Here is a 19,804-nt window from a genome sequence, read left to right as displayed (position 1 = left end):
AGCGGGTCGCGACGCACGGTCCGCCCGGCAAGATCGACCCAAAGATTGACCTAACCCAGGAAAGCGCGATGTCGCAATCCATTATGCCCCCGGACGGGACCCCGCCCGCCCGCGAATCATGGCGCGAAGGCGAGCGCATCGACGCCGCCAACGCCGCGCGTCTGGCCGCGCTGTTCGAGCGCTGCGCGTGGTTCCGCGCGCTTGCGCCCGAGCATCGCGAGTGGGTGCTCTCGTCCTCGCATGCGCAGGGCTATGCCGCGGGCGCGATCGTCGCCGCGCGCGAAGCGCCCTCGGACTGGTGGCTCGGCGTGAGTTCCGGCCTCGTGAAGCTGGCGATCTTCAATGCATCGGGGCGCGGCTGCACCTTTTCGGGCGTGCCTCACGGCGGCTGGTTCGGCGAGGGGAGCGTGATCAAGCGCGAACCGCGCAAGTACGACGTGATCGCGCTGCAGCCGTCGCTCGTCATGGCCGTCGCCACCGAGACGTTCCACCGGCTCATGGACTACAGCCTACCGTTCAACCGCTTCGTGATCCATCAGCTCAACAACCGCATGGGGGAGTTCATCGCGTTGATCCAGAACAGCCGCTTGCTCGACGTGGATGCGCGCGTCGCGCAGTCGCTCGCGCAGATGTTCAATCCCGATCTCTACCCCGAGACGGGGCGTGCGCTCGACATCTCGCAGGAGGAGATCGGCATGCTGGCGGGCGCGTCGCGTCAACGGATCAATCAGGCCCTGCAGACGCTCGAGCGCCAGGGGCTCGTCGCGCTCTCGTATAACCGCGTGGACGTGCTCGATCTCGACGGGCTGCGCGTATTTGGCCGCGATCAGATCTGAGGATCGCAGAACTCCTTATCAATCTTGCGAGGAATAGAAGACTCTCTCCCTCGCGAGCCGGTTTTTAGGCGTGGCCGCGCTGCGTAGACTTTGCTCATCGAATTCATACGGAGAGCATGGTGAAAAACGCAATGCGGCGCGCGGCGCTGGTGTCGATGATGGCGATCGTTCCGGCGGTCTCGTTTGCCCAATCCGCCGGCACACACAACGGCCCGGTGACGCGCGCCCAGGTGCTGCAGGAATTGGTCGATCTGGAGTCGGTGGGCTACAACCCGGCTTCGGCGAACGACGCCACGTATCCGGAAGATGTGCAGAGCGCCATGCGCCGGCTCGCCGAAAAGCGCGCCAACGAAGCGCGCCTGGCGCAGGAGCAGGTCGCGCACTCGGGCTACGGCGCACCGCCCGCGCCCAATGCGGAAGCGGGCGCGCCCGCCGCCGTGTCCGGCAGCGAGCCGCCGCCCGCGTATCGCCATCATTGATGGCGGTGCTAACCGCGCCCTGAGCCGACCTTGGTGCCGCTGGCCCCCTTGGCGCTCTCGGGCCCGGCCGCGACATCGGGCGGCACGCCCAGCAACTGGAGCGTGCCGGCCGTGACGCCCGAGAACACCGGCCCCGCGACCGTGCCGCCATAGAACGCCTTGCCGGCCGGATCGTCGATCATGACCGCGACGATCACGCGCGGCGCGCTCATCGGCGCCATGCCGACGAACAGCGCCCGATAGCGGTTCTTCGCGTAGCCCGCGCCGACCTGCTTGCGCGCGGTGCCGGTCTTGCCGCCCACCCGATAGCCTTCCACATTGGCGGCGCGCCCGGTGCCGCCGTCGCTCGTCGCCATTTCCAGCATCTTGCGCATCGCGGTAGCCGTCGCCGGCGTCGTGACCGCGCGCGCCGCCGACGCGGAAGCGCCGCCCGCGCCGCCTGACGCATCGCGCAGTAGGGCCGCCGGATGCAGCGTGCCGTCGCCGGCGTAGGCCGTGTAGATCTGCGCCATCTGCAGGAGCGAAGTGGAAAGGCCGTAGCCATATGCCATCGTCGCCTGCTCGATGGGGCGCCAGCGCGCCCACGGCCGCACGCGGCCAGGCGCTGCGCCCGGGAAGGTGACGCCGGGCCTCTGCCCGAGCCCGTACTCCTGATACTTGTCCCAGATCGTTTGCGCGGGCAGATTCAGCGCGAGCTTGGCGAGTGCGATGTTGCTCGACTTCTGGATCGCCTCCGCCACGGTCATGCGGCCGTGATTCGAGGTGTCGTGAATCGTCGCGGGGCCGATGCGGTATGTGCCCGGCGCGGTGTCGATGATCGTGTTCGCGTTGACCTTGTGCAGGTCCATCGCCAGCGAAACGACCACGGGCTTGATGGTCGAGCCGGGCTCGAACGTGTCGACCACGGCGCGGTTGCGCAACTGCTTGCCCGTGAGCCGCGTGCGGTCGTTCGGGTCGAACGACGGCCAGTTGGCGAGCGCGAGGATTTCGCCGTTCTGGGCGTCGAGCACGACGACGCTGCCCGCTTCCGCATGATTCTTCGCCACGGCGGCCTTGAGTTGCGTGTACGCGAGCTGCTGCACGCGGCGGTCGATGGTGAGCTGCACGGTGTCGCCGTTGCGCGGCTGCACGCGCTCGCTCGGCTCGGAAATGACGCGCCCGAGCCGGTCGCGGATCACCTCGCGCTGGCCCGGCGTGCCGCGCAGGCGCGCGTTCGCGGCAAGCTCGACGCCTTCCTGGCCGGCGTCTTCGATGTCGGTGAAGCCCACCACGTGCGCGGCCGATTCGCCTTCGGGGTAATAGCGCTTCGAGTCGGCGATCAGGGTGAGGCCGCCCGCGCCCATCTCGTCGATGTGTGCGGCGGTTTCGGCGTCCACCTGGCGCTTGAGCAGCACGAAGGAGCGGTCGCCGGCAACGCGCCGTTCGAGTTCCGCGAGCGGCATGTCGAGCAGGCGCGCAAGCGGCGCGTGCGCGGCGGCGTCTAGAAGCCGCGGATTCACCCAGACTTCGAAGCTCGCGAGGCTCACGGCCAGCAATGCGCCGTTGCGGTCGACGATGCGCCCGCGCATGGCGTCGAGCTCCAGCGTGCGCTGGTAGCGCTTTTGGCCCTGCTTGACGTAGAAGCCGTGATTGGCAACCTGAATCCAGAACGCGCGCCCGGCCAGCGCCGCAAATGCCGCGAAGGTGATGAACACGATGAGCTTCGAACGCCACGCGGGCAGGCGCGGCGCAAGCATCGGGTGACGGGTCGCGGCTGCGTGCGGGTCGCGCGGCGGTTTCCTGGAACGGATCATCAGTAAGGCGGGATGGCGGGGGCAGAGTCACATTGTAAACATGATGTAATTTAATTGAAATGATGGGTGCGCACAGCAAGGCAATTGGGCGCGCGTTGCACGCCGTCATGCGGCGCGAGCGGTGCAGGGGAGCGGGAGAGGCGCCAAGCGAAGCGGGCCGCGAACGCGGCCCGGCGGGAAGATAAGCAAACCGGCGGAGAGCCGGTATGGCGACAACGTTACGCGTGCGCGGGCAAGCGGAAGCTCGCGATCGACTCGCGCAGCCCGCTCACCTGATCCTTGAGCGAGTGGGCGGCGGCAGCGGCCTGTTCCACGAGCGCCGCGTTCTGCTGCGTCACCTGATCCATCTCGCCCACGGCGCGATTGACCTGTTCGATGCCGGCGCTCTGCTCGCGCGAAGCGTTGCTGATCTCTTCGAGGATCTCGTGCACGCGTCGCACCGACTGCACGATCTCGGTCATCGTCGAGCCTGCGTTGGTCACGAGGTGCTGGCCTTCGGTCACGGTGCCGGTCGACTTTTCGATCAGCGCCTTGATTTCCTTCGCGGCGGTGGCGGAGCGCTGCGCGAGGCTGCGCACTTCGGCGGCCACCACCGCGAAGCCGCGACCCTGTTCGCCCGCGCGCGCCGCTTCCACCGCGGCGTTCAGCGCGAGGATGTTGGTCTGGAACGCAATGCCGTCGATCACGCCGATGATGTCGCCGATCTGTTGCGAGCTCGTCGTGATGTCGCCCATGGTGCGCACCACGTCGTCGACTACGGCGCTGCCGCGCGTCGCGACGTCGGCGGCCTGGCTCGCGAGCGATGCCGCATGCTGGGCGCTATCCGCGTTCTGGCGCACGTTAGCCGTCATCTGATCCATGCTCGACGCGGTCTGCACCAGCGCCGCCGCCTGTTCCTCGGTGCGCTGCGAGAGATCCGTGTTGCCGGCCGCAATCTCGTTCGCGCCCACGTTGATGTTTTCCGCGCCGCTGCGCACGCGCGAGACGGTTTGCACGAGCGCCGTCTGCATCGTGGCGAGCGCACGCATCAGGCTGGTCTCGTTCGTGCCCTGCACCTGCAGGCGCAAGGTGAGGTCCCCCTCGGCGATGCGGTTGGCCGCGTCCACCGCGCCTTCCAGTTCGCCGCCGATACTGCTGCGCACGCTGCGCACCACGAGCACCATCACGGCGGTGGCGGCGCCGCCCAGCAGGAAGGTCACGCCGAGCCAGCGCAGCAGGCTGTCGTAGAACTCGGCGCGCACGTCGTCCATGTACATGCCCGTTACGATCACCCAGTCCCACGGCACGAAGCGGTGGCCGAAGCTCAGCTTGGGAACGGGTTCGCTGTGGCCCGGCTTGGCCCAGAGGTAGTCGAGGAAGCCGCCGTTCGGGCCGCTCGCGGCATTCACGAGACCGGTGAACACGTGAGTGCCCGCGGGGTCGGTGAAGTCGCTCAGGTTCTTGCCGTCGAGCTCGGGCTTGATCGGATGCATCAGCATGACCGACTGCGAGTTGTTGATGCTCAGATAGCCGTCGGTGCTGTAGCGGATCGAGCCGATCACGGTGAGCGCCTGCTTCTGGGCGTCGGCTTCGGGCATGACGTTGCGTTGCGAGAGGCCGTAGTAGTAGTTGGCGATGCTCATCGCTTCGTCGACGAGCGTGGTGAGCTGCGCGCGCCGCTCGCGGATCATCGCTTCGCGGCTTTGCCAGGCGCCAAAGGCGACGATCAACAGCAGGCCGATCCAGAGGATCGCGATCATCGAGCGGAGCTTTTTGTTGAGGGTCATGGTCTGCATGGTCGGTCGGGTATTTCTCAGGGCAGGAGCGGGACGACTGGCGATACGTTGCCGCCAGAGTGTGTTTACGGCCTACGCAAACGTGAGCGAGACCCAGGGGGAACCCTGCTTAGGCAGTCTTTTCCTCATACAAAACAAAGATCTTTGATCTGGCTCATATGACGCGACGCTGAAACGCCTGCGAACACGCCGACAAAAGCCACAAATTTCACTGTAACTCCATGATTTGCCACTCTCTGCGGTGATCGACTGCGGATAGGAATCATTTCCGATATAGTCGCGACTTTGCCCCCGGCCGGCCTGACTTCGAGGCCTGCGATGACGCCGGGATGAAGGACCTTTCCCAACGATGCGACGCACACGGCGCAGTTCCCGCTGCCGCCCTCATGACGTCCACTGGAGCAACAAGAATGAACGCACGCGAACCCGCCCTGGTCCCCGCCGCTATTGCCACATCGCGCAGCGCGCGGCTGCGCCAGATGCTGACCAGCAACGAACTCGAATTCCTGATGGAAGCGCACAACGGCCTTTCCGCACGCATTGCGCGCGAGGCGGGGTTCAAGGCGATCTGGGGCTCGGGCCTCTCGATCTCCGCGCAGTTCGGCGTGCGCGACAACAACGAGGCGAGCTGGACCCAGGTGGTCGACAACCTCGAATTCATGGCCGACGCGAGCGACCTGCCCATCCTGCTCGACGGCGACACCGGCTACGGCAACTTCAACAACGTGCGCCGTCTCGTGCGCAAGCTGGAGCAGCGCGGCATTGCGGGCGTGTGCATCGAAGACAAGCAGTTCCCGAAGACCAACAGCTTCATCAAGGGCGAGGCGCAGCCGCTCGCCGACATTGACGAGTTCTGCGGCAAGATCAAGGCCGGCAAGGACTCGCAGACCGACGAGCACTTCTCGATCGTTGCGCGCGTCGAGGCGCTGATCGCGGGCTGGGGCATGGACGAAGCGCTCAAGCGCGCCGAGGCGTACCGCCAGGCCGGCGCGGATGCGATCCTCATCCACAGCAAGCTCTCGAAGCCTGACGAGATCCTCACGTTCGCGCGCGAGTGGGCGGGCCGCGGCCCGCTCGTGATCGTGCCGACCAAGTACTACAGCACGCCGACCGATGTGTTCCGCAAGGCGGGCATCAGCACGGTGATCTGGGCGAACCACCAGATTCGCGCGGCTGTTTCGGCCATGCAGGCCGTCACCAAAGCGATTTACGACACGCAAACGCTCGTCGACGTCGAAGACCGCATTGCTACGGTCAACGAAATTTTCCGCCTGCAGGACGCCGACGAATACTCGGAAGCCGAGGACCGCTACCTTTCGGCTACGTCGCGCGGCGCAGGCTCGGCGATCGTGCTGGCCGCGAGCCGCGGCTCGGGTCTCGACGTCTACACCGAAGACAAGCCCAAGGTGATGCTGCCGGTTGCGGGCAAGCCGCTCCTGCGCTGGCTCGTCGATGCGTTCAAGAAGCAGTCGGTCAACGACATCACCGTGGTGGGCGGCTACAAGGCCGAAGCCATCGACACGGCGGGCATCAAGCTCGTGCGCAACGAGCGTTTCGCGCAGACGAACGAACTCGCTTCGCTCGCGTGCGCGGTTGGCGCGCTCGATAACGACACGGTGATCTCGTACGGCGACCTGGTGTTCCGCAGCTACATCCTGCGCGATCTCGTGGAAAGCGAAGCGGACTTCAGCGTGGTGGTGGATTCGTCGCCTGAGTCGGAGAACAGCAGCACGCGCGACTTCGCATGGTGCTCGGCCGCCGACGAGCGCGATCTGTTCGGCAACAAGGTATTTCTCGAGCGTGTGGCGAGCGATCCGGCCGCGAACGGCGCGGCCCCGCACGGCCGCTGGATCGGCCTCGTGAACGTGCGGGGCGCCGGCCGCGCGAAGCTCGCGAAGAAGCTCGCACAACTGCAAACGCGCGCCGACTTCGACACGCTCGACATGCCGGCGCTGCTCAACGCGCTGATCGCAGACGGCGAGAAAATCGAAGTGCAATACGTGCACGGCCACTGGCGCGGCGTGAACGACCTCGAAGACTTCCGCCGGGCAGGAGATTTCGCTCATGCGCAAACGCCGCTGGGCGCGGAGGGCCAGGCATGATCGAAGCCGCACAGTTTGTCGAAGCGGCGCGCTCGCGTGGCTTCGAGTGGTATGCCGGCGTGCCGTGTTCGTACCTCACGCCCTTCATCAACTACGTGCTGCAGGACGACTCGCTGCACTACGTGAGCGCGGCCAACGAAGGCGACGCGGTCGCGGTCATCGCAGGCGTGGCGCTCGCGGGCAAGCGCGGCATCACGATGATGCAGAATTCGGGCCTCGGCAACGCCGTGAGCCCGCTCACCTCGCTCACGTGGACGTTCCGCCTGCCGCAACTGCTGATCGTGACGTGGCGCGGCCAGCCAGGCGTGGCCGACGAACCGCAGCACGCGCTGATGGGCCCGGTCACGCCGCGGATGCTGGAAACGATGGAAATCCCGTGGGAGACGTTCCCCACCGAAGCCGGCCAGATTGCGGCAGCGCTCGATCGCGCCATCGAGCACATGGACGAAACGGGCCGCCCGTACGCGCTCGTCATGCAGAAGGGCAGCGTGGCGCCGTACGAACTCGAGGGCGGCGGCGCGATGCCGGCGAAGCACGCGCTGCCCGTCGCGCAGGCCAGGTGGACCGAACGGACTCCTGATCAACTGCCCACGCGCCAGCAGGCGCTCGAGCGCGTGATCGCCGCGACGCCGGCCGAATCGACGGTGGTCGTCGCCTCGACCGGCTTCTGCGGCCGCGAACTCTACGCGCTCGACGACCGCTCGAACCAGCTCTACATGGTGGGCTCGATGGGCTGCGTCACGCCGTTCGCGCTCGGCCTCGCGCTCGCGCGGCCCGACCTGAACGTGGTCGCGCTCGACGGCGATGGCGCCGCGCTCATGCGCATGGGGGTGTTCGCCACGCTTGGCGCCTATGGTCCGGCGAACCTCACGCACGTGCTGCTCGACAACGGCGCGCACGATTCGACGGGTGGCCAGGCCACCGTGTCGGGGCAGGTGTCGTTCGCCAACGTGGCCGCCGCGTGCGGTTACGCCGACGCCGTGGAAGGCGACGATCTCGCCATGCTCGACAGCGTGCTCGCCGCCGCGCGCGAACGCGCGAAGAGCGCTTCGGGTGTCGAAGGTACGCGCTTCGTACGCCTGACGATTCGCCGTGGCACGCCCGACGGCCTGCCGCGCCCTACGATCACGCCGCCCGATGTCAAGACGCGCCTCATGCGCCACATCGGCGCCGCTGTCGACACGTCAGCTAAATAAGGAACTACCGATGCTGCTGCTCAATCCCGGCCCGGTCACGCTTACCGAACGCGTGCGCCAGAGCCTCCTCCAGGAAGACCTGTGCCATCGCGAAAGCGAGTTCTTCGACGTGCAGGAAGAGGCGCGCACGCGCCTCGTGGGCGTCTACGATCTCGACCCCGCGCAATGGCAGGCCGTGCTCATGACGGGCTCCGGCACGGCTGCGGTCGAAAGCATGATCTCGACGCTCGTGCCCGCGAACGGCAAGCTGCTGATCGTCGAGAACGGCGTGTATGGCGAGCGCATCACCGCGATCGCGAAGCAGTACGGCATCGCGCATGAGGTCGTCGAGCACGACTGGATGCAGGCGCCGGACCTCGCGCGCATCACGGCCGCGCTCGACGCCGACAAGTCGGTCACGCACGTCGCGATCATTCATCACGAAACGACCACGGGCCGCCTGAACGATCTGCGCGCACTGGGCGAGGCGTGTCGCGAGCGCGGCGTGCAGATGCTCGTGGACGGCGTGAGCAGCTTCGGTTCCGAAGCGATCGATTTCGGCGACGCGAGCATCGCGGCGGTGGCGGCGACGGCGAACAAGTGCCTGCACGGCGTGCCGGGCGCGGCCTTCGTGGTGGTGCGCCGCGCCGCACTCGCGCAAGCGCATAGCCGCACGTACTATCTCGACCTCAAGCGTCTTGCCACGCTGCAGGATCAGCGCAATACGCCGTTCACGCCTTCCGTGCACGCGTATTACGCGCTTGTCGAGGCGCTGCGCGAACTCGCCGACGAAGGCGGCTGGCAGGCGCGTCACGCGCGCTATGCAGCGCTTTCCGGGCAGGTGCGCTTGGGGCTCGCCGCGCGCGGCATGGAGAGCGTGCTGCCGAAGGACGAATCGTCGGTGGTGCTGCGCGCGTTCCGCTTGCCCGCGGGCGTCGATTATCCGTTGCTGCATGACGAGCTCAAGGCGCGCGGCTTCGTGATCTATGCGGGGCAGGGCGGCTTGTCGGCGGAACTGTTCCGCATTTCGACGATGGGCGACATTCACGCGGCCGACGTCGAGCGCTTGCTGGCGGCGTTCGATGAAGTGACGCGTTAAGAGCGTATTTCGAATATTGCGAAAGCGATTGGCGGGCGGCTTCGGCCGCCCGTTTGCTTTTGCGCCCGGCTTCAATATCCCGTGACCACCGCAAGCGCCAGCGTCGCCGAAGACAGCACGAGCAGCACGAGAAAGAGCGGCAGAATGAAGCGTATCCACTCGCCAAAGCCCACGCGCGCCGTGGCCAGATACGCGAGCAGCATGCCGGAGGTGGGCGTGACCATGTTCGTGAGGCCGCCGCCCAGCACGAATGCCAGCACCGAGGTCTGGCCGCTCACGCCGGAAAGCTGTGCGATAGGCCCGATGATCGGCATGCTCACCGCGGCCTTGCCCGACACCGAGGGAATGAACACGTCGAGCAGCATCTGCACGGCCATGAGCCCGTTGGCGACCCAGACGCTCGAGCGTCCGTGCGCGAGGCGCGTGAAGTAGTCGATCAGCGTGTCGAGCACGAAGCTGTTCTGGAGGATCAACTCGACGGATGCCGCAAGCCCGATCAGGAGACCCGCGAGCACCATGCCCTTCATGCCGTCGACGAAGGCCTCGGACGCGCTGCGCGAATCGAGCCGCCCCACGAGCGCTGTCACGATGCTGATCGCCACGTAGAACGCGGAAAGCTCGACGTTGCCCCACTTCAGTTCGCGCGTGCCGAACACGAGTGCGGCGGCCGCAACGGCGAGGATGACGAGCGTCGCCTTGTGGCGGCGCGAGAGCGGCGTGGGCGCATGCAGCGCCTCGACGGCTGCCTCGCGCCGATAGCCGCTGCGACGCACATAGAGCAGCAGATACGCGACGCCGATCGTCAGAAACACCACGAACACGCCAAGCCGCAACGCCAGCCCGCTGAAGAGCGGCACGCCGACGATGGGCTGCGCCACCGCGAGCGAAAGCGGATTCGTGACCGAGGCGATATAGCCGATCTTCGCCGCAATCGCGACGAGCGCCACCGCGAACAGATTCGAGAGGCCGAGCCGTTTCGCGAGCAGCATCACCATCGGAATGATGACCAGGTACTCCGAAATAAATCCGAGCAGCGTGCTGCCAAGCCCGATCAGGATCATGAGCAGCGGCGCGAGCACGTAGACGTTGCCGGCGGTAAGCTGGAGCAGGCGGTCGATGCCGGCGTCCACTACGCCCGTGCGCTTCATGACGCCGAACATGCCGCCCACGAACATCACCATGACGATGAGCGGCGCGTTCTTGATGAGCCCGTTCGGTATGGCGACGAACACCGAGACGAGGCTCGCGGGCGCCGCATGGTCGGGCGTGCTCTTCGTCACTGCCGGCGCGACGAGCGTGGCGAGATCGCCGCTTTTCGGCACCACATGGTAGGTGCCTGGAATCACGAGCTTGTCGTGGCGCTCGAAGCGGCCCGCGTCGACGAACCAGGTCATCGCCAAGGCGGCGGCGAGCACCCAGAGCATCATGACGACAGGGTGCAGCATCTTGCCGTGCGGCCTCGTTTCCTCTTTCGCGCCTTCTGCGGGCGGCGTGTCTTCACGCGGGGAGGAGGGCGGAGCGGTGATCATAAGGAATCCTCCATGCGCGCTCAGGCGGAAAGCGCCGCGGCGCGTGCGCCCGTATAGCCGAGTTCGGCGGAGATCGCCTCGGCGCAGGCCTGAAGGCGTTCGAGGTAGTCGGGAATCTCGGCGCGGCCAATGCGCATTTCCGGCCCCGAAATGGCGACGGCCGCCACCGTCGCGCCCGACATATCGCGCACCGGCGCGGAGATCGCCACTGCGCCGGCCGTCACTTCGCCGAGACTCACGGCGTAGCCCTTGCGCGCGATCGCATCGAGTTCCTCGACGAGTGCGATCAGGTCCGGCGCCTCGGGCATCTTCTTCATGCGCGCGAGATAGTCGGTGCGCACGGCACCGGGTGCGAACGCGAGCAACACCTTGCCCGAAGCGCCGTGATTGATCGAGCGGCGGTTGCCGACCGCGCCGACGGCGCGCATCTGGTGCGTGGTCTCGCAACGCGCGACGCAAACCGTCTCGAGGCCCTCGCGCACGCGCAGCACGATCGTCTCGTTGATGGCCTGGTTGAGCGCGAGCATGTGGCGCGAGGCCGAGCGCACGAGCGTGTTCTGCTGCGTGGCCGCCACGCCGAGCACGAAGGCTTGCGGGCCGAGCGCGTAGGTGGCGGTTTGCGCGTCCTGCACGACATAGCGGTGCAGTTCCAGCGTGCAAAGCATGCGATAGGTGCGCGATTTGTTGATGCCCAGTTGCGTGGACAACTCCGTTACGCCAAGGCCGGGATGCTCGGCCACATAGCTGAGCAGTTTGAGCGCGTTGTCGACGGCATCGACGATGTAGGTCATGGCTAAGCTCACTTTGCGTTGAGTTGCACACGCACCCAGTTGGCGAGGGCGTCGGCGAAGGCGTCGAGGTCGCGCTTGAGCGTGTCGAAACCCGCATGCTTCGCAAACGCGGCTTCGTCCATGTAGAGCGCGCGGTTCAGTTCGATCTGGATGCTGTGGCGGTTGCGTGCCGGATCGCTCACGGCGCGCAGCAGGTCGCCGCCCTGGTACGGCTCGTTGATCTGCACGCGATAGCCGGCGGCCGCAAAGTGGTCGGCGACCCATTGCGTGAACGCCGGATCCGATGTCGTGCCGCGCCGGTCGCTGATGACGAAATCGGGGCGCGCCTCGCCCGAGTCGACGTTCATTTCGTTGCCGCGCGATTTCATGGAGTGACAGTCCACATGCCACAGCGCGCCGTGCTGCGCGTAGGCCGCTTCGGCCGCCTGCGCGAGCGCCGCGCGATAGGGGCGGTAATACGCGTCGATGCGGTGCCGGACTTCATCGACGGAAAGCTTGCGCTCGTAGAGCGGCACGCCGGGCAGCGCGTAGCGGCGGATCAGGCCCATACCCCGCTGCGTGTACGGTTCGGGCGCGAGCGGCTCGGGCCAGGGCTCGGCGAGGAGTTCGGCGTCGATGTCGGTGATGGCGCGGTTCGGGTCGATATAGGCGCGCGGAAATCGTGCGCCGATCAGCACGCCGCCGCGTCCGGGGACGCCGCCCCACAGTTCGTCGACGAACGCGTCCCACGAGCTGAGGATCGCCTCGCGCGGCGCGACGGTGCCGAAGTCGTCCGGCAAGGTGATGCCGCTATGCGGGGAGTCAAACACGATCGGCAGGGGCGCGGCCTGTGCCGCAACGATGAAGCAGGGCGCGTGTTCGTTTGCGTGGGAGGAAGGTGGGTTGGTGTTCGTCATCGCTAGTCAGTTGCCTGTCGCATGTTTTAATGATTAAAACAGCGTTTCAATTTCAATAGACAGCGTAGCGCGCGATAAAAATTGGGCCGATTGGGGTTTCCCCTGGAATGGCTCGGTAAAAATGGCGAATTGAACCAGCGGTAAAGGATTGCAGCGTTTTTTACGGACGCCGCGACGCCCCACTCAGTGTCGCGGGTGTGGGACAGATTCTTGACGAGACGGAAAGCCGGCCCGAATAATAAATAATACGTTGTTTTAAACAATAAAACAAGCGGGCGATAAGACGAGCCGTCGCCAACGGGGAGCGCAAGCGGGCAGCCGTTGCTCTGCGCCGCGCAGCGAGGCCGTTTCATCAGGATTACAAAAGATAGATCGCACCTCGCGGCGCGCATCTGGAGATCAACGTCAATTCACGGCACATCGAATGCCAGAAGGAGAAAAACGCATGTTTCAAGCATCCCGGCGCAGCCTCGCACTCGTCATCGGCGGTCTCGGTCTCGCGGCCTCGCACGCTAACGCGCAGTCGAGCGTCACGCTTTACGGCATCGCCGACGGCGGCTTCACCTACACGAGCAACCAGGGCGGCAAGTCGAACTTTCAGGCGACGGCCGGCAGCGAGCAGGGCTCGCGCTGGGGCCTGCTCGGCAGCGAGGATCTGGGCGGCGGCAATCGCGCGATCTTCCGCCTCGAGAACGGCTTCAACCTGCAGACCGGCACCGCGAGCGCGAACGGCCGCATCTTCGGCCGCCAGGCGTGGGTGGGGCTCGCGAGCGACCGCTGGGGCTCGCTCACGTTCGGCCGCCAGTACAACGCGGCGCAGGACTCGCTCGAACCGCTGCAAATGGCCGTGGAGACTTCGCAGTACGGTACGCACCCGTTCGACACCGACGACCTGAACAACACGTTCCGCACCGACAACTCCGTCAAGTACGTCACGCCCAAATTCCACGGTCTGACGATCAACTCGATGTACGGTTTCAGCAACAACGCAGGCAACTTCGGGACGAACCGTTCATGGAGCGTGGGCGCGAGCTACGCGGGCGGCCCGCTGCAGTTCGGCGCAGCCTATGTGCAGCTCGATCATCCGGCTACGGACACGACCGGCGCGATTCCTTCGGACAACTACTTCACGTTCCTGAAGGGCATTACGCAGCAGCGCATCTGGGGTGCGGGCGGTGTTTACACCTTTGGTAATCTCGGTGTGGGCGCGATGTACACGAACGTCGCGTTCGAACTGACGCCGCAAAGCCAGTACCAGCACTATCAGAACGCGGAAGTCAGCCTGCGCTATGCGATCACGCCGTCCATCCATGCCGCGATCGGCGAAACCTGGACGGGCGTGAATGCGAACGGCCAGAAGGATAGCTGGCACTACTGGCAAACGACCAGCGCGCTGCAGTACTTCCTCTCGAAGCGCACGGACGTCTATCTCGACCTCATCTATCAGCGCGCGACGAATGCCGTGGCGCAGATCGAAGGGACCTCGGGCGCATCGAGCAACGGCAACCAGTTCCTCGCGGTGACGGGCATCCGCCACAAGTTCTGATCGGCTGACCCGGGTGGTCAGTTCGCGGCCCGCTCGCGCGTGCCGATCGTGCTGGCCGCCTTCGCTTGCTTCGCGGGCTTGCGCCGCGCGCGCGCCTTCTTGAGCCAGATGAGCACGCCGGTCACGCTGAGCATCGCGACGACAAGGCCGGTAAGGCTGATGGCGATGCGTCCCGGCAGCCCGGCGATGCGCCCCGAATGCAACGGAAACTGCGCTTGCATGAAGATGTCGCCTGCGCTGCCGTGGCCGGGAATCTGCCTGCCGAGCACCTGGCCCGTGCGCGCGTTCATGATGAGCCAGGCATTGCCGAGGCCCGCGTCGCCGTGATCGTTGCCCGCCTCGAAGTAGCCCACGCCATACACGCCGGAGGTGGGCAGCCCGAAGACTCCGCCGGGCGGCGCCGTGATGCCTTCGCGGCGGCCCATCCCGGCGGCTTCGGCCACGATGCGTTCGCGCGCAGCCGTTGCTTCGTCAGGCGTGAGCGCAGGGCCCGGCGCGACGATGCGGAACGGGTCCGGCGCGAGGGTCGAGAACACCGACACCACGGGGCGCACGACCTGCGCGCCGAGGTTCATCGAAATCGATGTCACGGCCACGACGATCAGGAGTCCCCAAAGCCACACGCCGCCCGAACGGTGCAGATCGAACGTGAGCGCATAACCGCCGCGCTTCACGCGAAAGGCGAGCGACTTGCGCCAGCTTTTCAGGCTCGGGAATGCGAGCGCGATCGCGATGAAGCCGTCGAGCAGCCATACCATCCCGACCACGCCCATCGTCCATACGCCGAAGTCGATGCCCATCTTCGTCGGCATGAACAGCGTGTAGTGGAGCTGGTAGAGAAAGGGGATCAGGTTCTGGCGCGCAAGCGAAGCCTTGCCCCACATGCGGCGGCCTTGCTCCTCGCCTGTGACGGGATCGAGCGCGACCTGGTTGAAGTCGAGCGCATAGGGCGCCTGGCTTGCGGGGTTTAGGCGCGGCGCCACCTGCGCGATCCAGGTGTGGCCGGGCTCGACGGAAAGTGGCATGAAGGTCACGACCGCGTGCGGTTCCCCGGCCTCGAGGCGCTTCGCGAGTTCGAGCGCGGGCAGCGGTGTGCCCGGCGTCGCGCTACGGAAGAACGACGGGTTGAGCAACGCATCGAGTTCGTGGTCCCACGCGATCACCGCGCCGGTGAGTCCGGCGAGGAACAGGAAGGCTGCGGTGCCAAGACCGAACCAGCGGTGCAGGCGGACCCACAGCGGTCTCATGCGAAACCTCGGGACGCCGGCCGGCGCGCGGGGGCGAACGCGATCACAATTGGGCTCACGGCAATCTTGAAGGTTACTGCAAATAGGAATCGTTTGCATTCTACGGATCGACCGTCGAAGGCGCAAGCTTTGCGAAAGGCGGGGATATGGGGTCGGAAGAAGCGCGGAGCGCGCAAGGATGACTGCGGCGCTTGCGAACCGTCGTCGCGGGCGCCGCTACGGCCGTGAGACGCGATGCCCGGCCGTGGAGACCGGGCGCGCCATCACACGGGGTCCTTGTCAGGCGGTCCCTCGGGCTGCTGCGGTTCGTCGTTGTGATGGCCCGGTGCCGGCGGGGCGAGCGGGTCGCGTTCGGGGTCCCGCGTCGGATCGGCGAGTGGATCGGGAAGCGGATTCGTGTGCGAGCAGATCATCGCGAGGTCCTCTTGCGCTAAAGCGTGTGGCCGTGTGGTGCGCGTCAGCTTATAGCGTAGGCGATCGATTGCATGCCTGGCACTCGCAATTGAACAATCGCAGCGCGCGAGTGCGCGCGAATCAGAGCCCGTTGAGGTCGGCCGGCGTGTCGACGTCGCGCAGAATGCCTGGGTCGTCGACTTCGATGCGCGTCAGCGGCTGTGTGCTCAGCAGGGCGCGTGCGCCCGCGTCGCCATCGAGCGCGACGAGCGCCGCGCGATGCGGGTAGCCGAAGCCCACCGGATGCCCGCGCTGCCCACGATAGAACGGCGCAACGAGCGATGCGCCGCCATCCAGCGCACGCGCCACGGCTTCGATCGATTCGACGGCAATGCATGGCATGTCGGCCAGCGCGACGATCCAGCTTTCCGCTTCATGATCGGTTTCCACGCCGGCAGCCAGGCTCGCGCCCATGCCGCGCGCGGCGTCGGGCGCGAACACCACGTCGCAGCCCGCATCGTTGAGCACATGCGCGAGTGTTTCCGCCCCGGGACGCACCACGGCGATCACCTTGGGTACGACGCGCAGCAGCCGTTGCGCGGACTCGCGCGCGACGCACGTACCTTCTGGAAGTGGAGCGAGGAGCTTGTTGCGCAGACCGTTGGGATCGAAGCGCGAACCGGTGCCGGCGGCGAGCAACACGCCGGTGGCGAACGAAGCATAGGCCATGGGTGTGGTACGCCCGCGAAGAGGGTGAGCAGTGATTGTGCGGCGCAAGCGCACGTGAGGCAAGCCCCGTGCGCGGCATTTGCCTGGCTTTCTCCTGCGTTTACCGTCCGCTCATGCACTATGCGGGTGCAGGACCTGCATGGCAGGCCGCACAGTGCCGATCATGCGAGTGAGTTCATCTGCGGAACGACCTTGTCGAGCGTGATCGGCAAATCGCGCACGCGCACGCCGGTGGCGTGATAAACAGCGTTCGCAATGGCCGCCGGGACGCCGGTAATACCGATCTCGCCGATGCCGCGCACGCCAAGCGGGTTGAAGCGCAGATCCGGTTCGCCGACGAACAGCACGTCCAGTTCGTCGATGTCCGCGTTCACGGGCACGTGGTATTCGGCGAGATTGTTGTTCGCAATGCGCCCCATGCGCGTGTCGAAGAGGCCCTCTTCGTGCAGGGCTGTGCCCACGCCCCACACCATGCCGCCCATCAACTGGCTGCGCGCCGTTTTTTCGTTGAGCACGCGTCCCACGTCGTACGCGCCGACGATGTGCGCCACCTGTACCGTTCCGGTATCGGCATCGACGTGCACTTCGGCGAACACCGCGCCGAATGAGTGAAACGCATACTGCTGCTTTTCCGCGCCTGGCTTCGTCGCGACCTGCGCCTCGACCGGCTGGCCGCCCGCGCGGGCGATGACGGCGGCGGCCGGATCGCGGCGCGAGCTGTCGCTGCGGCTCACGACCCAGCCGTCCTGCACGGTCACGTCGTCGTCGGCGAGTCCGTAGACGGGTGAGCCGCGATCGGCGCGCGCGAGCGCAATGAGCTTGTCGCGCACGGCTGTGCATGCGGCCTGCACGGCGGGCGAGACACTCGCCGCCGACTGCGAGCCGCCCGAAACCGGTGCGATCGGCAAGGTCGAATCGCCCAGCGCAAAGCGGATGCGATTGGGCGGGAAGCCGAGCGCGTCGGCGGCCACCTGGGTCATCACCGTGTAGGTGCCGGTGCCGATGTCCTGAGTGCCCGACGCGACCATCGCGTTGCCGTCGGGCAGGATGCGCGCCACGGCGGCGGCTTCGCTGCGATTCGCGGGATAGGTCGCGCTCGCCATGCCAAGGCCGATGAGCGTGTTGCCGTTGCGCATGGCGCGCGGCGTGGCGATGCGCCGCGACCAGTTGAAGCGCTGCGCGCCCGCCTCATAACATTGGCGCAGCGCCTTCGAGGACCACGGCTTGCCGTCCTGCGGTTCGCTTTCTGCGTAGTTCTTCAGGCGCAGCGCAACCGGGTCCATTTTCAGTTGCCACGCCAGCTCGTCCATAGCCGATTCGAGCGCGAACGAGCCCGTGGTTTCACCGGGCGCGCGCGTGAAGGTCGGCGTGCCGACATTCAGGGGTACGACACGATGACTCGTGCTGCAATGGGGCACCGCGTACATCATGCGCGTGACGAGGCCGCACATCTCGAGCCAGTCTTCGAACGTGGACGTGTGGGCAAGCGTGTCGTGGCGCAGGCCCGTGAGTGTGCCGTCCGCGCGCGCGGCGAGCGCGAGATGCTGCTCCGTGTGCGGGCGCGAGCCGACCGGCCCGAACATCTGCGGCCGCGCGAGCGCGAGCCTCACCGGGCGTCCCGTCTGCTTCGCGGCCATCGCGCACAGGCTCACATGCGACCACGACGAACCCTTGCAGCCGAAGCCGCCGCCGAGGAACGGCGAAATTACGCGCACGTTGTCCGGCGCGATGCCGAAGACGGCCGCCACCGCGTCGCGCGTGCCGCTCACGCCCTGGGTGGCGTCGTAGAGCGTGAGGTCCGGGCCGTCCCAGTGCGCCATCGTCGCATGCGGTTCCATCGGGTTGTGGAACTGCGTGGGCGTGGTGTAGACGGCCTCGAAGCGCACCGCGCCTTCGTGTAGTCCAGCTTCGACGTTGCCGCGCGTCGATTCGACCGGGCGGCCCATCGGGCTTGGCGGCGCGTGCGCGTCGCCTTTCGCACGGTTGAAGTCGAGCGTGGCCGGTGTCGGCGCGTAGACGATGTTGACGTGGCGCGCGGCATCGGTGGCGTGTTCCAGCGTGTCGGCCACCACGACCGCAACCGGCTCGTTGCTGTAGCGCACGACGTTGTCCTGCAGCAGCGTGAGGTGTCGCCCCGCCGGCGGTTTGAGCGGCGAGCGGCCGCCGTTGGGCAGCCGCATCGCGCTCTGGTACGTCATGACCAGCAGCACGCCGGGCATCGACTGCGCGCGGTTCGTGTCGATCGAGGTGATGGTGCCGCTCGCAATCGTGCTGGTGACGAGCACGGCATGGGCGAGTCGCGTTTCGGGGAAATCGCTCGCGTAGAGCGCGCCGCCCGTGACCTTGAGCATGCCGTCGATGCGGTCCATCGGTTGTCCGGTCAGCGCGCTCATGCGATCTCTCCGGTGCTTTTACCTTGCGTGCCGGCGGCGGCGAGCATGGTCGAGCGGACGATCGCGCGCTGCGCGAGCCCGACCTTGAACGCATTGCCACTCAGCGGCTTTGCCTGCGCGAGTTCCGCCGCAGCGGCCTCGCGTAGCGTCGACTCGTCGAGCGTTTTTCCCTCAAGATGTTGCTCCGCCACGCTCGCGCGACAGGGCCGATGCGCAACGCCGCCCAGCGCGATGCGCGCCGTGCGGATGCGGTGTCCGTCGAGTTGCAGCGCGCTCGCGACCGAGACGAGCGCGAAGGCATAGCTCGCGCGGTCGCGGATCTTGAGGTAGTGCGCATGCTCGCTGAACAACGGTGGCGGCAAGTCGACCGAGGTGATCAGTTCACCTGACTGAAGCGTCGTGTCGAGATCGGGCCGGTCGCCGGGCAGGCGATGAAACGACGCGAACGCAATCGTGCGCGCGCCGCCCGGACCGCTCACCTGCACGGCGGCGTCGAGCGCCGCGAGGGCGACGCTCATGTCGGACGGATTGACGGCCACGCATTGTGCGCTTGCGCCGAGGATCGCATGCATGCGATTGAAGCCGCCAATCGCCGCACAGCCGCTGCCGGGCGCGCGCTTGTTGCATTGGGTGAACGCAGTGTCATAGAAATACGGGCAGCGCGTGCGTTGCATGAGATTGCCGCCCACGGTCGCCATGTTACGCAGTTGCGGCGAAGCGCCGGCGAGCAGCGCTTGCGAGAGCAACGGGTAACGCGTGCGCACAAGCGTGTGATTGGCCGCGTCGCTGTTGCGCACGAGCGCGCCGATGCGCAGGCCGCCGTTGGGCAGCGTTTGAACCTGATCGAGCGCCGCGATGCGCGTAATATCGATGAGCGTCACCGGATGCGCGACGCCGCCTTTCATGAGATCGAGCAGATTCGTGCCGCCGCCGATGAACATCGCACCGGGCCGCTGCGCGGCGGCAATCGCGCCGTTCACGTCGACGGCGCGCTGGTACGAGAGGGCATCCATTTCTGTGC

The 19,804-nt window shown here is 66.6% G+C and carries 16 protein-coding genes; 6 read left to right on the top strand and 10 right to left on the bottom strand.

Going from position 1 to position 19,804, the window contains the following annotated elements; translation table 11 throughout:
• The first annotated feature begins 83 nt into the window (after positions 1–83).
• Both M3I56_RS30475 and M3I56_RS30470 read left to right on the top strand, forming a co-directional pair.
• Positions 84–836 (top strand): Crp/Fnr family transcriptional regulator, encoded by a 753-nt coding sequence (locus tag M3I56_RS30475; RefSeq protein ID WP_254357132.1) that lies wholly within the window; start codon positions 84–86, stop codon positions 834–836.
• A gap of 116 nt (positions 837–952) precedes the next feature.
• The gene (locus M3I56_RS30470; protein ID WP_302057064.1) at positions 953–1,315 is read left to right on the top strand and encodes a DUF4148 domain-containing protein; all 363 of its coding nucleotides are present in this window, start codon (positions 953–955) and stop codon (positions 1,313–1,315) included.
• An 8-nt stretch (positions 1,316–1,323) separates the two neighbouring features.
• Here M3I56_RS30470 and M3I56_RS30465 read toward each other — a convergent pair whose 3' ends face one another.
• On the bottom strand, positions 1,324–3,108 hold the full coding sequence (locus M3I56_RS30465) for a penicillin-binding protein 2 (protein ID WP_254357106.1): 1,785 nt from the start codon (positions 3,106–3,108) through the stop codon (positions 1,324–1,326).
• Positions 3,109–3,326: 218 nt separating this feature from the next.
• Positions 3,327–4,874 (bottom strand): methyl-accepting chemotaxis protein, encoded by a 1,548-nt coding sequence (locus M3I56_RS30460; protein ID WP_254357105.1) that lies wholly within the window; start codon positions 4,872–4,874, stop codon positions 3,327–3,329.
• Positions 4,875–5,293: 419 nt separating this feature from the next.
• On the opposite strand from M3I56_RS30460, the gene aepX reads away from it, so the two are divergent.
• Genes aepX through M3I56_RS30445 form a run of 3 tightly spaced genes read left to right on the top strand, consistent with a single transcriptional unit; the run spans position 5,294 to position 9,259 of the window.
• Positions 5,294–6,985, top strand: coding sequence for a phosphoenolpyruvate mutase (aepX, locus tag M3I56_RS30455; protein WP_254357104.1), 1,692 nt, complete (start codon positions 5,294–5,296; stop codon positions 6,983–6,985).
• The gene (gene aepY / locus M3I56_RS30450; RefSeq protein ID WP_254357103.1) at positions 6,982–8,181 is read left to right on the top strand and encodes a phosphonopyruvate decarboxylase; all 1,200 of its coding nucleotides are present in this window, start codon (positions 6,982–6,984) and stop codon (positions 8,179–8,181) included. Before aepX ends, aepY begins: the two co-directional genes overlap by 4 nt.
• Positions 8,182–8,191: 10 nt before the next feature.
• A complete protein-coding gene (locus M3I56_RS30445; RefSeq protein WP_254357102.1) occupies positions 8,192–9,259 on the top strand; it encodes a 2-aminoethylphosphonate aminotransferase in 1,068 nt (355 codons plus the stop codon).
• Positions 9,260–9,330: 71 nt separating this feature from the next.
• Here the strand turns inward: M3I56_RS30445 and M3I56_RS30440 are convergent, their stop codons facing one another.
• Genes M3I56_RS30440 through M3I56_RS30430 form a run of 3 tightly spaced genes read right to left on the bottom strand, consistent with a single transcriptional unit; the run spans position 9,331 to position 12,475 of the window.
• On the bottom strand, positions 9,331–10,788 hold the full coding sequence (locus M3I56_RS30440; RefSeq protein ID WP_254357101.1) for a YfcC family protein: 1,458 nt from the start codon (positions 10,786–10,788) through the stop codon (positions 9,331–9,333).
• A 20-nt stretch (positions 10,789–10,808) separates the two neighbouring features.
• Entirely contained in the window at positions 10,809–11,579 is a 771-nt protein-coding gene (locus M3I56_RS30435) for an IclR family transcriptional regulator (protein WP_254357100.1), read from the bottom strand.
• An 8-nt stretch (positions 11,580–11,587) separates the two neighbouring features.
• Positions 11,588–12,475 (bottom strand): N-formylglutamate amidohydrolase, encoded by an 888-nt coding sequence (locus tag M3I56_RS30430; protein ID WP_309249195.1) that lies wholly within the window; start codon positions 12,473–12,475, stop codon positions 11,588–11,590.
• 445 nt (positions 12,476–12,920) lie between these two features.
• Between M3I56_RS30430 and M3I56_RS30425 the strand changes: the two genes are divergently transcribed.
• The gene (locus tag M3I56_RS30425) at positions 12,921–14,021 is read left to right on the top strand and encodes a porin (protein ID WP_028202542.1); all 1,101 of its coding nucleotides are present in this window, start codon (positions 12,921–12,923) and stop codon (positions 14,019–14,021) included.
• A 17-nt stretch (positions 14,022–14,038) separates the two neighbouring features.
• Here M3I56_RS30425 and M3I56_RS30420 read toward each other — a convergent pair whose 3' ends face one another.
• The 5 genes from M3I56_RS30420 to M3I56_RS30400 form a co-directional block, all read right to left on the bottom strand.
• Positions 14,039–15,268, bottom strand: a complete 1,230-nt coding sequence (locus M3I56_RS30420; protein WP_254357099.1) for a PepSY domain-containing protein — start codon at positions 15,266–15,268, stop codon at positions 14,039–14,041.
• A 263-nt stretch (positions 15,269–15,531) separates the two neighbouring features.
• Entirely contained in the window at positions 15,532–15,681 is a 150-nt protein-coding gene (locus M3I56_RS30415) for a hypothetical protein (RefSeq protein ID WP_169739093.1), read from the bottom strand.
• 121 nt (positions 15,682–15,802) lie between these two features.
• Entirely contained in the window at positions 15,803–16,390 is a 588-nt protein-coding gene (locus M3I56_RS30410; protein WP_254357098.1) for an NTP transferase domain-containing protein, read from the bottom strand.
• Positions 16,391–16,551: 161 nt separating this feature from the next.
• Complete coding sequence (locus M3I56_RS30405) at positions 16,552–18,783, bottom strand: xanthine dehydrogenase family protein molybdopterin-binding subunit (RefSeq protein WP_254357097.1); 2,232 nt, start codon at positions 18,781–18,783, stop codon at positions 16,552–16,554.
• The gene (locus M3I56_RS30400) at positions 18,780–19,796 is read right to left on the bottom strand and encodes a xanthine dehydrogenase family protein subunit M (RefSeq protein WP_254357096.1); all 1,017 of its coding nucleotides are present in this window, start codon (positions 19,794–19,796) and stop codon (positions 18,780–18,782) included. The genes M3I56_RS30405 and M3I56_RS30400 overlap by 4 nt, the downstream gene beginning before the upstream one ends.
• Positions 19,797–19,804: the final 8 nt, after the last annotated feature.

It is taken from the genome of Paraburkholderia sp. CNPSo 3281, assembly GCF_024206515.1.
Lineage (GTDB): Bacteria > Pseudomonadota > Gammaproteobacteria > Burkholderiales > Burkholderiaceae > Paraburkholderia > Paraburkholderia nodosa.
The sequence above is the reverse complement of the archived record's forward strand: the minus strand, read 5'-3'. Positions and strand labels throughout refer to the sequence as shown.

Coding starts and splice junctions, on each gene's coding strand:
- M3I56_RS30410 (WP_254357098.1), bottom strand. CDS start 16,390: ATGGCCTATGCTTCGTTCGCCACCGGCGTGTTGCTCGCCGCCGGCACC.
- M3I56_RS30445 (WP_254357102.1), top strand. CDS start 8,192: ATGCTGCTGCTCAATCCCGGCCCGGTCACGCTTACCGAACGCGTGCGC.
- M3I56_RS30440 (WP_254357101.1), bottom strand. CDS start 10,788: ATGATCACCGCTCCGCCCTCCTCCCCGCGTGAAGACACGCCGCCCGCA.
- M3I56_RS30475 (WP_254357132.1), top strand. CDS start 84: ATGCCCCCGGACGGGACCCCGCCCGCCCGCGAATCATGGCGCGAAGGC.
- M3I56_RS30430 (WP_309249195.1), bottom strand. CDS start 12,475: ATGACGAACACCAACCCACCTTCCTCCCACGCAAACGAACACGCGCCC.
- M3I56_RS30425 (WP_028202542.1), top strand. CDS start 12,921: ATGTTTCAAGCATCCCGGCGCAGCCTCGCACTCGTCATCGGCGGTCTC.
- M3I56_RS30435 (WP_254357100.1), bottom strand. CDS start 11,579: ATGACCTACATCGTCGATGCCGTCGACAACGCGCTCAAACTGCTCAGC.
- M3I56_RS30420 (WP_254357099.1), bottom strand. CDS start 15,268: ATGAGACCGCTGTGGGTCCGCCTGCACCGCTGGTTCGGTCTTGGCACC.
- M3I56_RS30415 (WP_169739093.1), bottom strand. CDS start 15,681: ATGATCTGCTCGCACACGAATCCGCTTCCCGATCCACTCGCCGATCCG.
- aepY (WP_254357103.1), top strand. CDS start 6,982: ATGATCGAAGCCGCACAGTTTGTCGAAGCGGCGCGCTCGCGTGGCTTC.
- M3I56_RS30470 (WP_302057064.1), top strand. CDS start 953: ATGGTGAAAAACGCAATGCGGCGCGCGGCGCTGGTGTCGATGATGGCG.
- M3I56_RS30465 (WP_254357106.1), bottom strand. CDS start 3,108: ATGATCCGTTCCAGGAAACCGCCGCGCGACCCGCACGCAGCCGCGACC.
- M3I56_RS30460 (WP_254357105.1), bottom strand. CDS start 4,874: ATGACCCTCAACAAAAAGCTCCGCTCGATGATCGCGATCCTCTGGATC.
- M3I56_RS30400 (WP_254357096.1), bottom strand. CDS start 19,796: ATGGATGCCCTCTCGTACCAGCGCGCCGTCGACGTGAACGGCGCGATT.
- M3I56_RS30405 (WP_254357097.1), bottom strand. CDS start 18,783: ATGAGCGCGCTGACCGGACAACCGATGGACCGCATCGACGGCATGCTC.
- aepX (WP_254357104.1), top strand. CDS start 5,294: ATGAACGCACGCGAACCCGCCCTGGTCCCCGCCGCTATTGCCACATCG.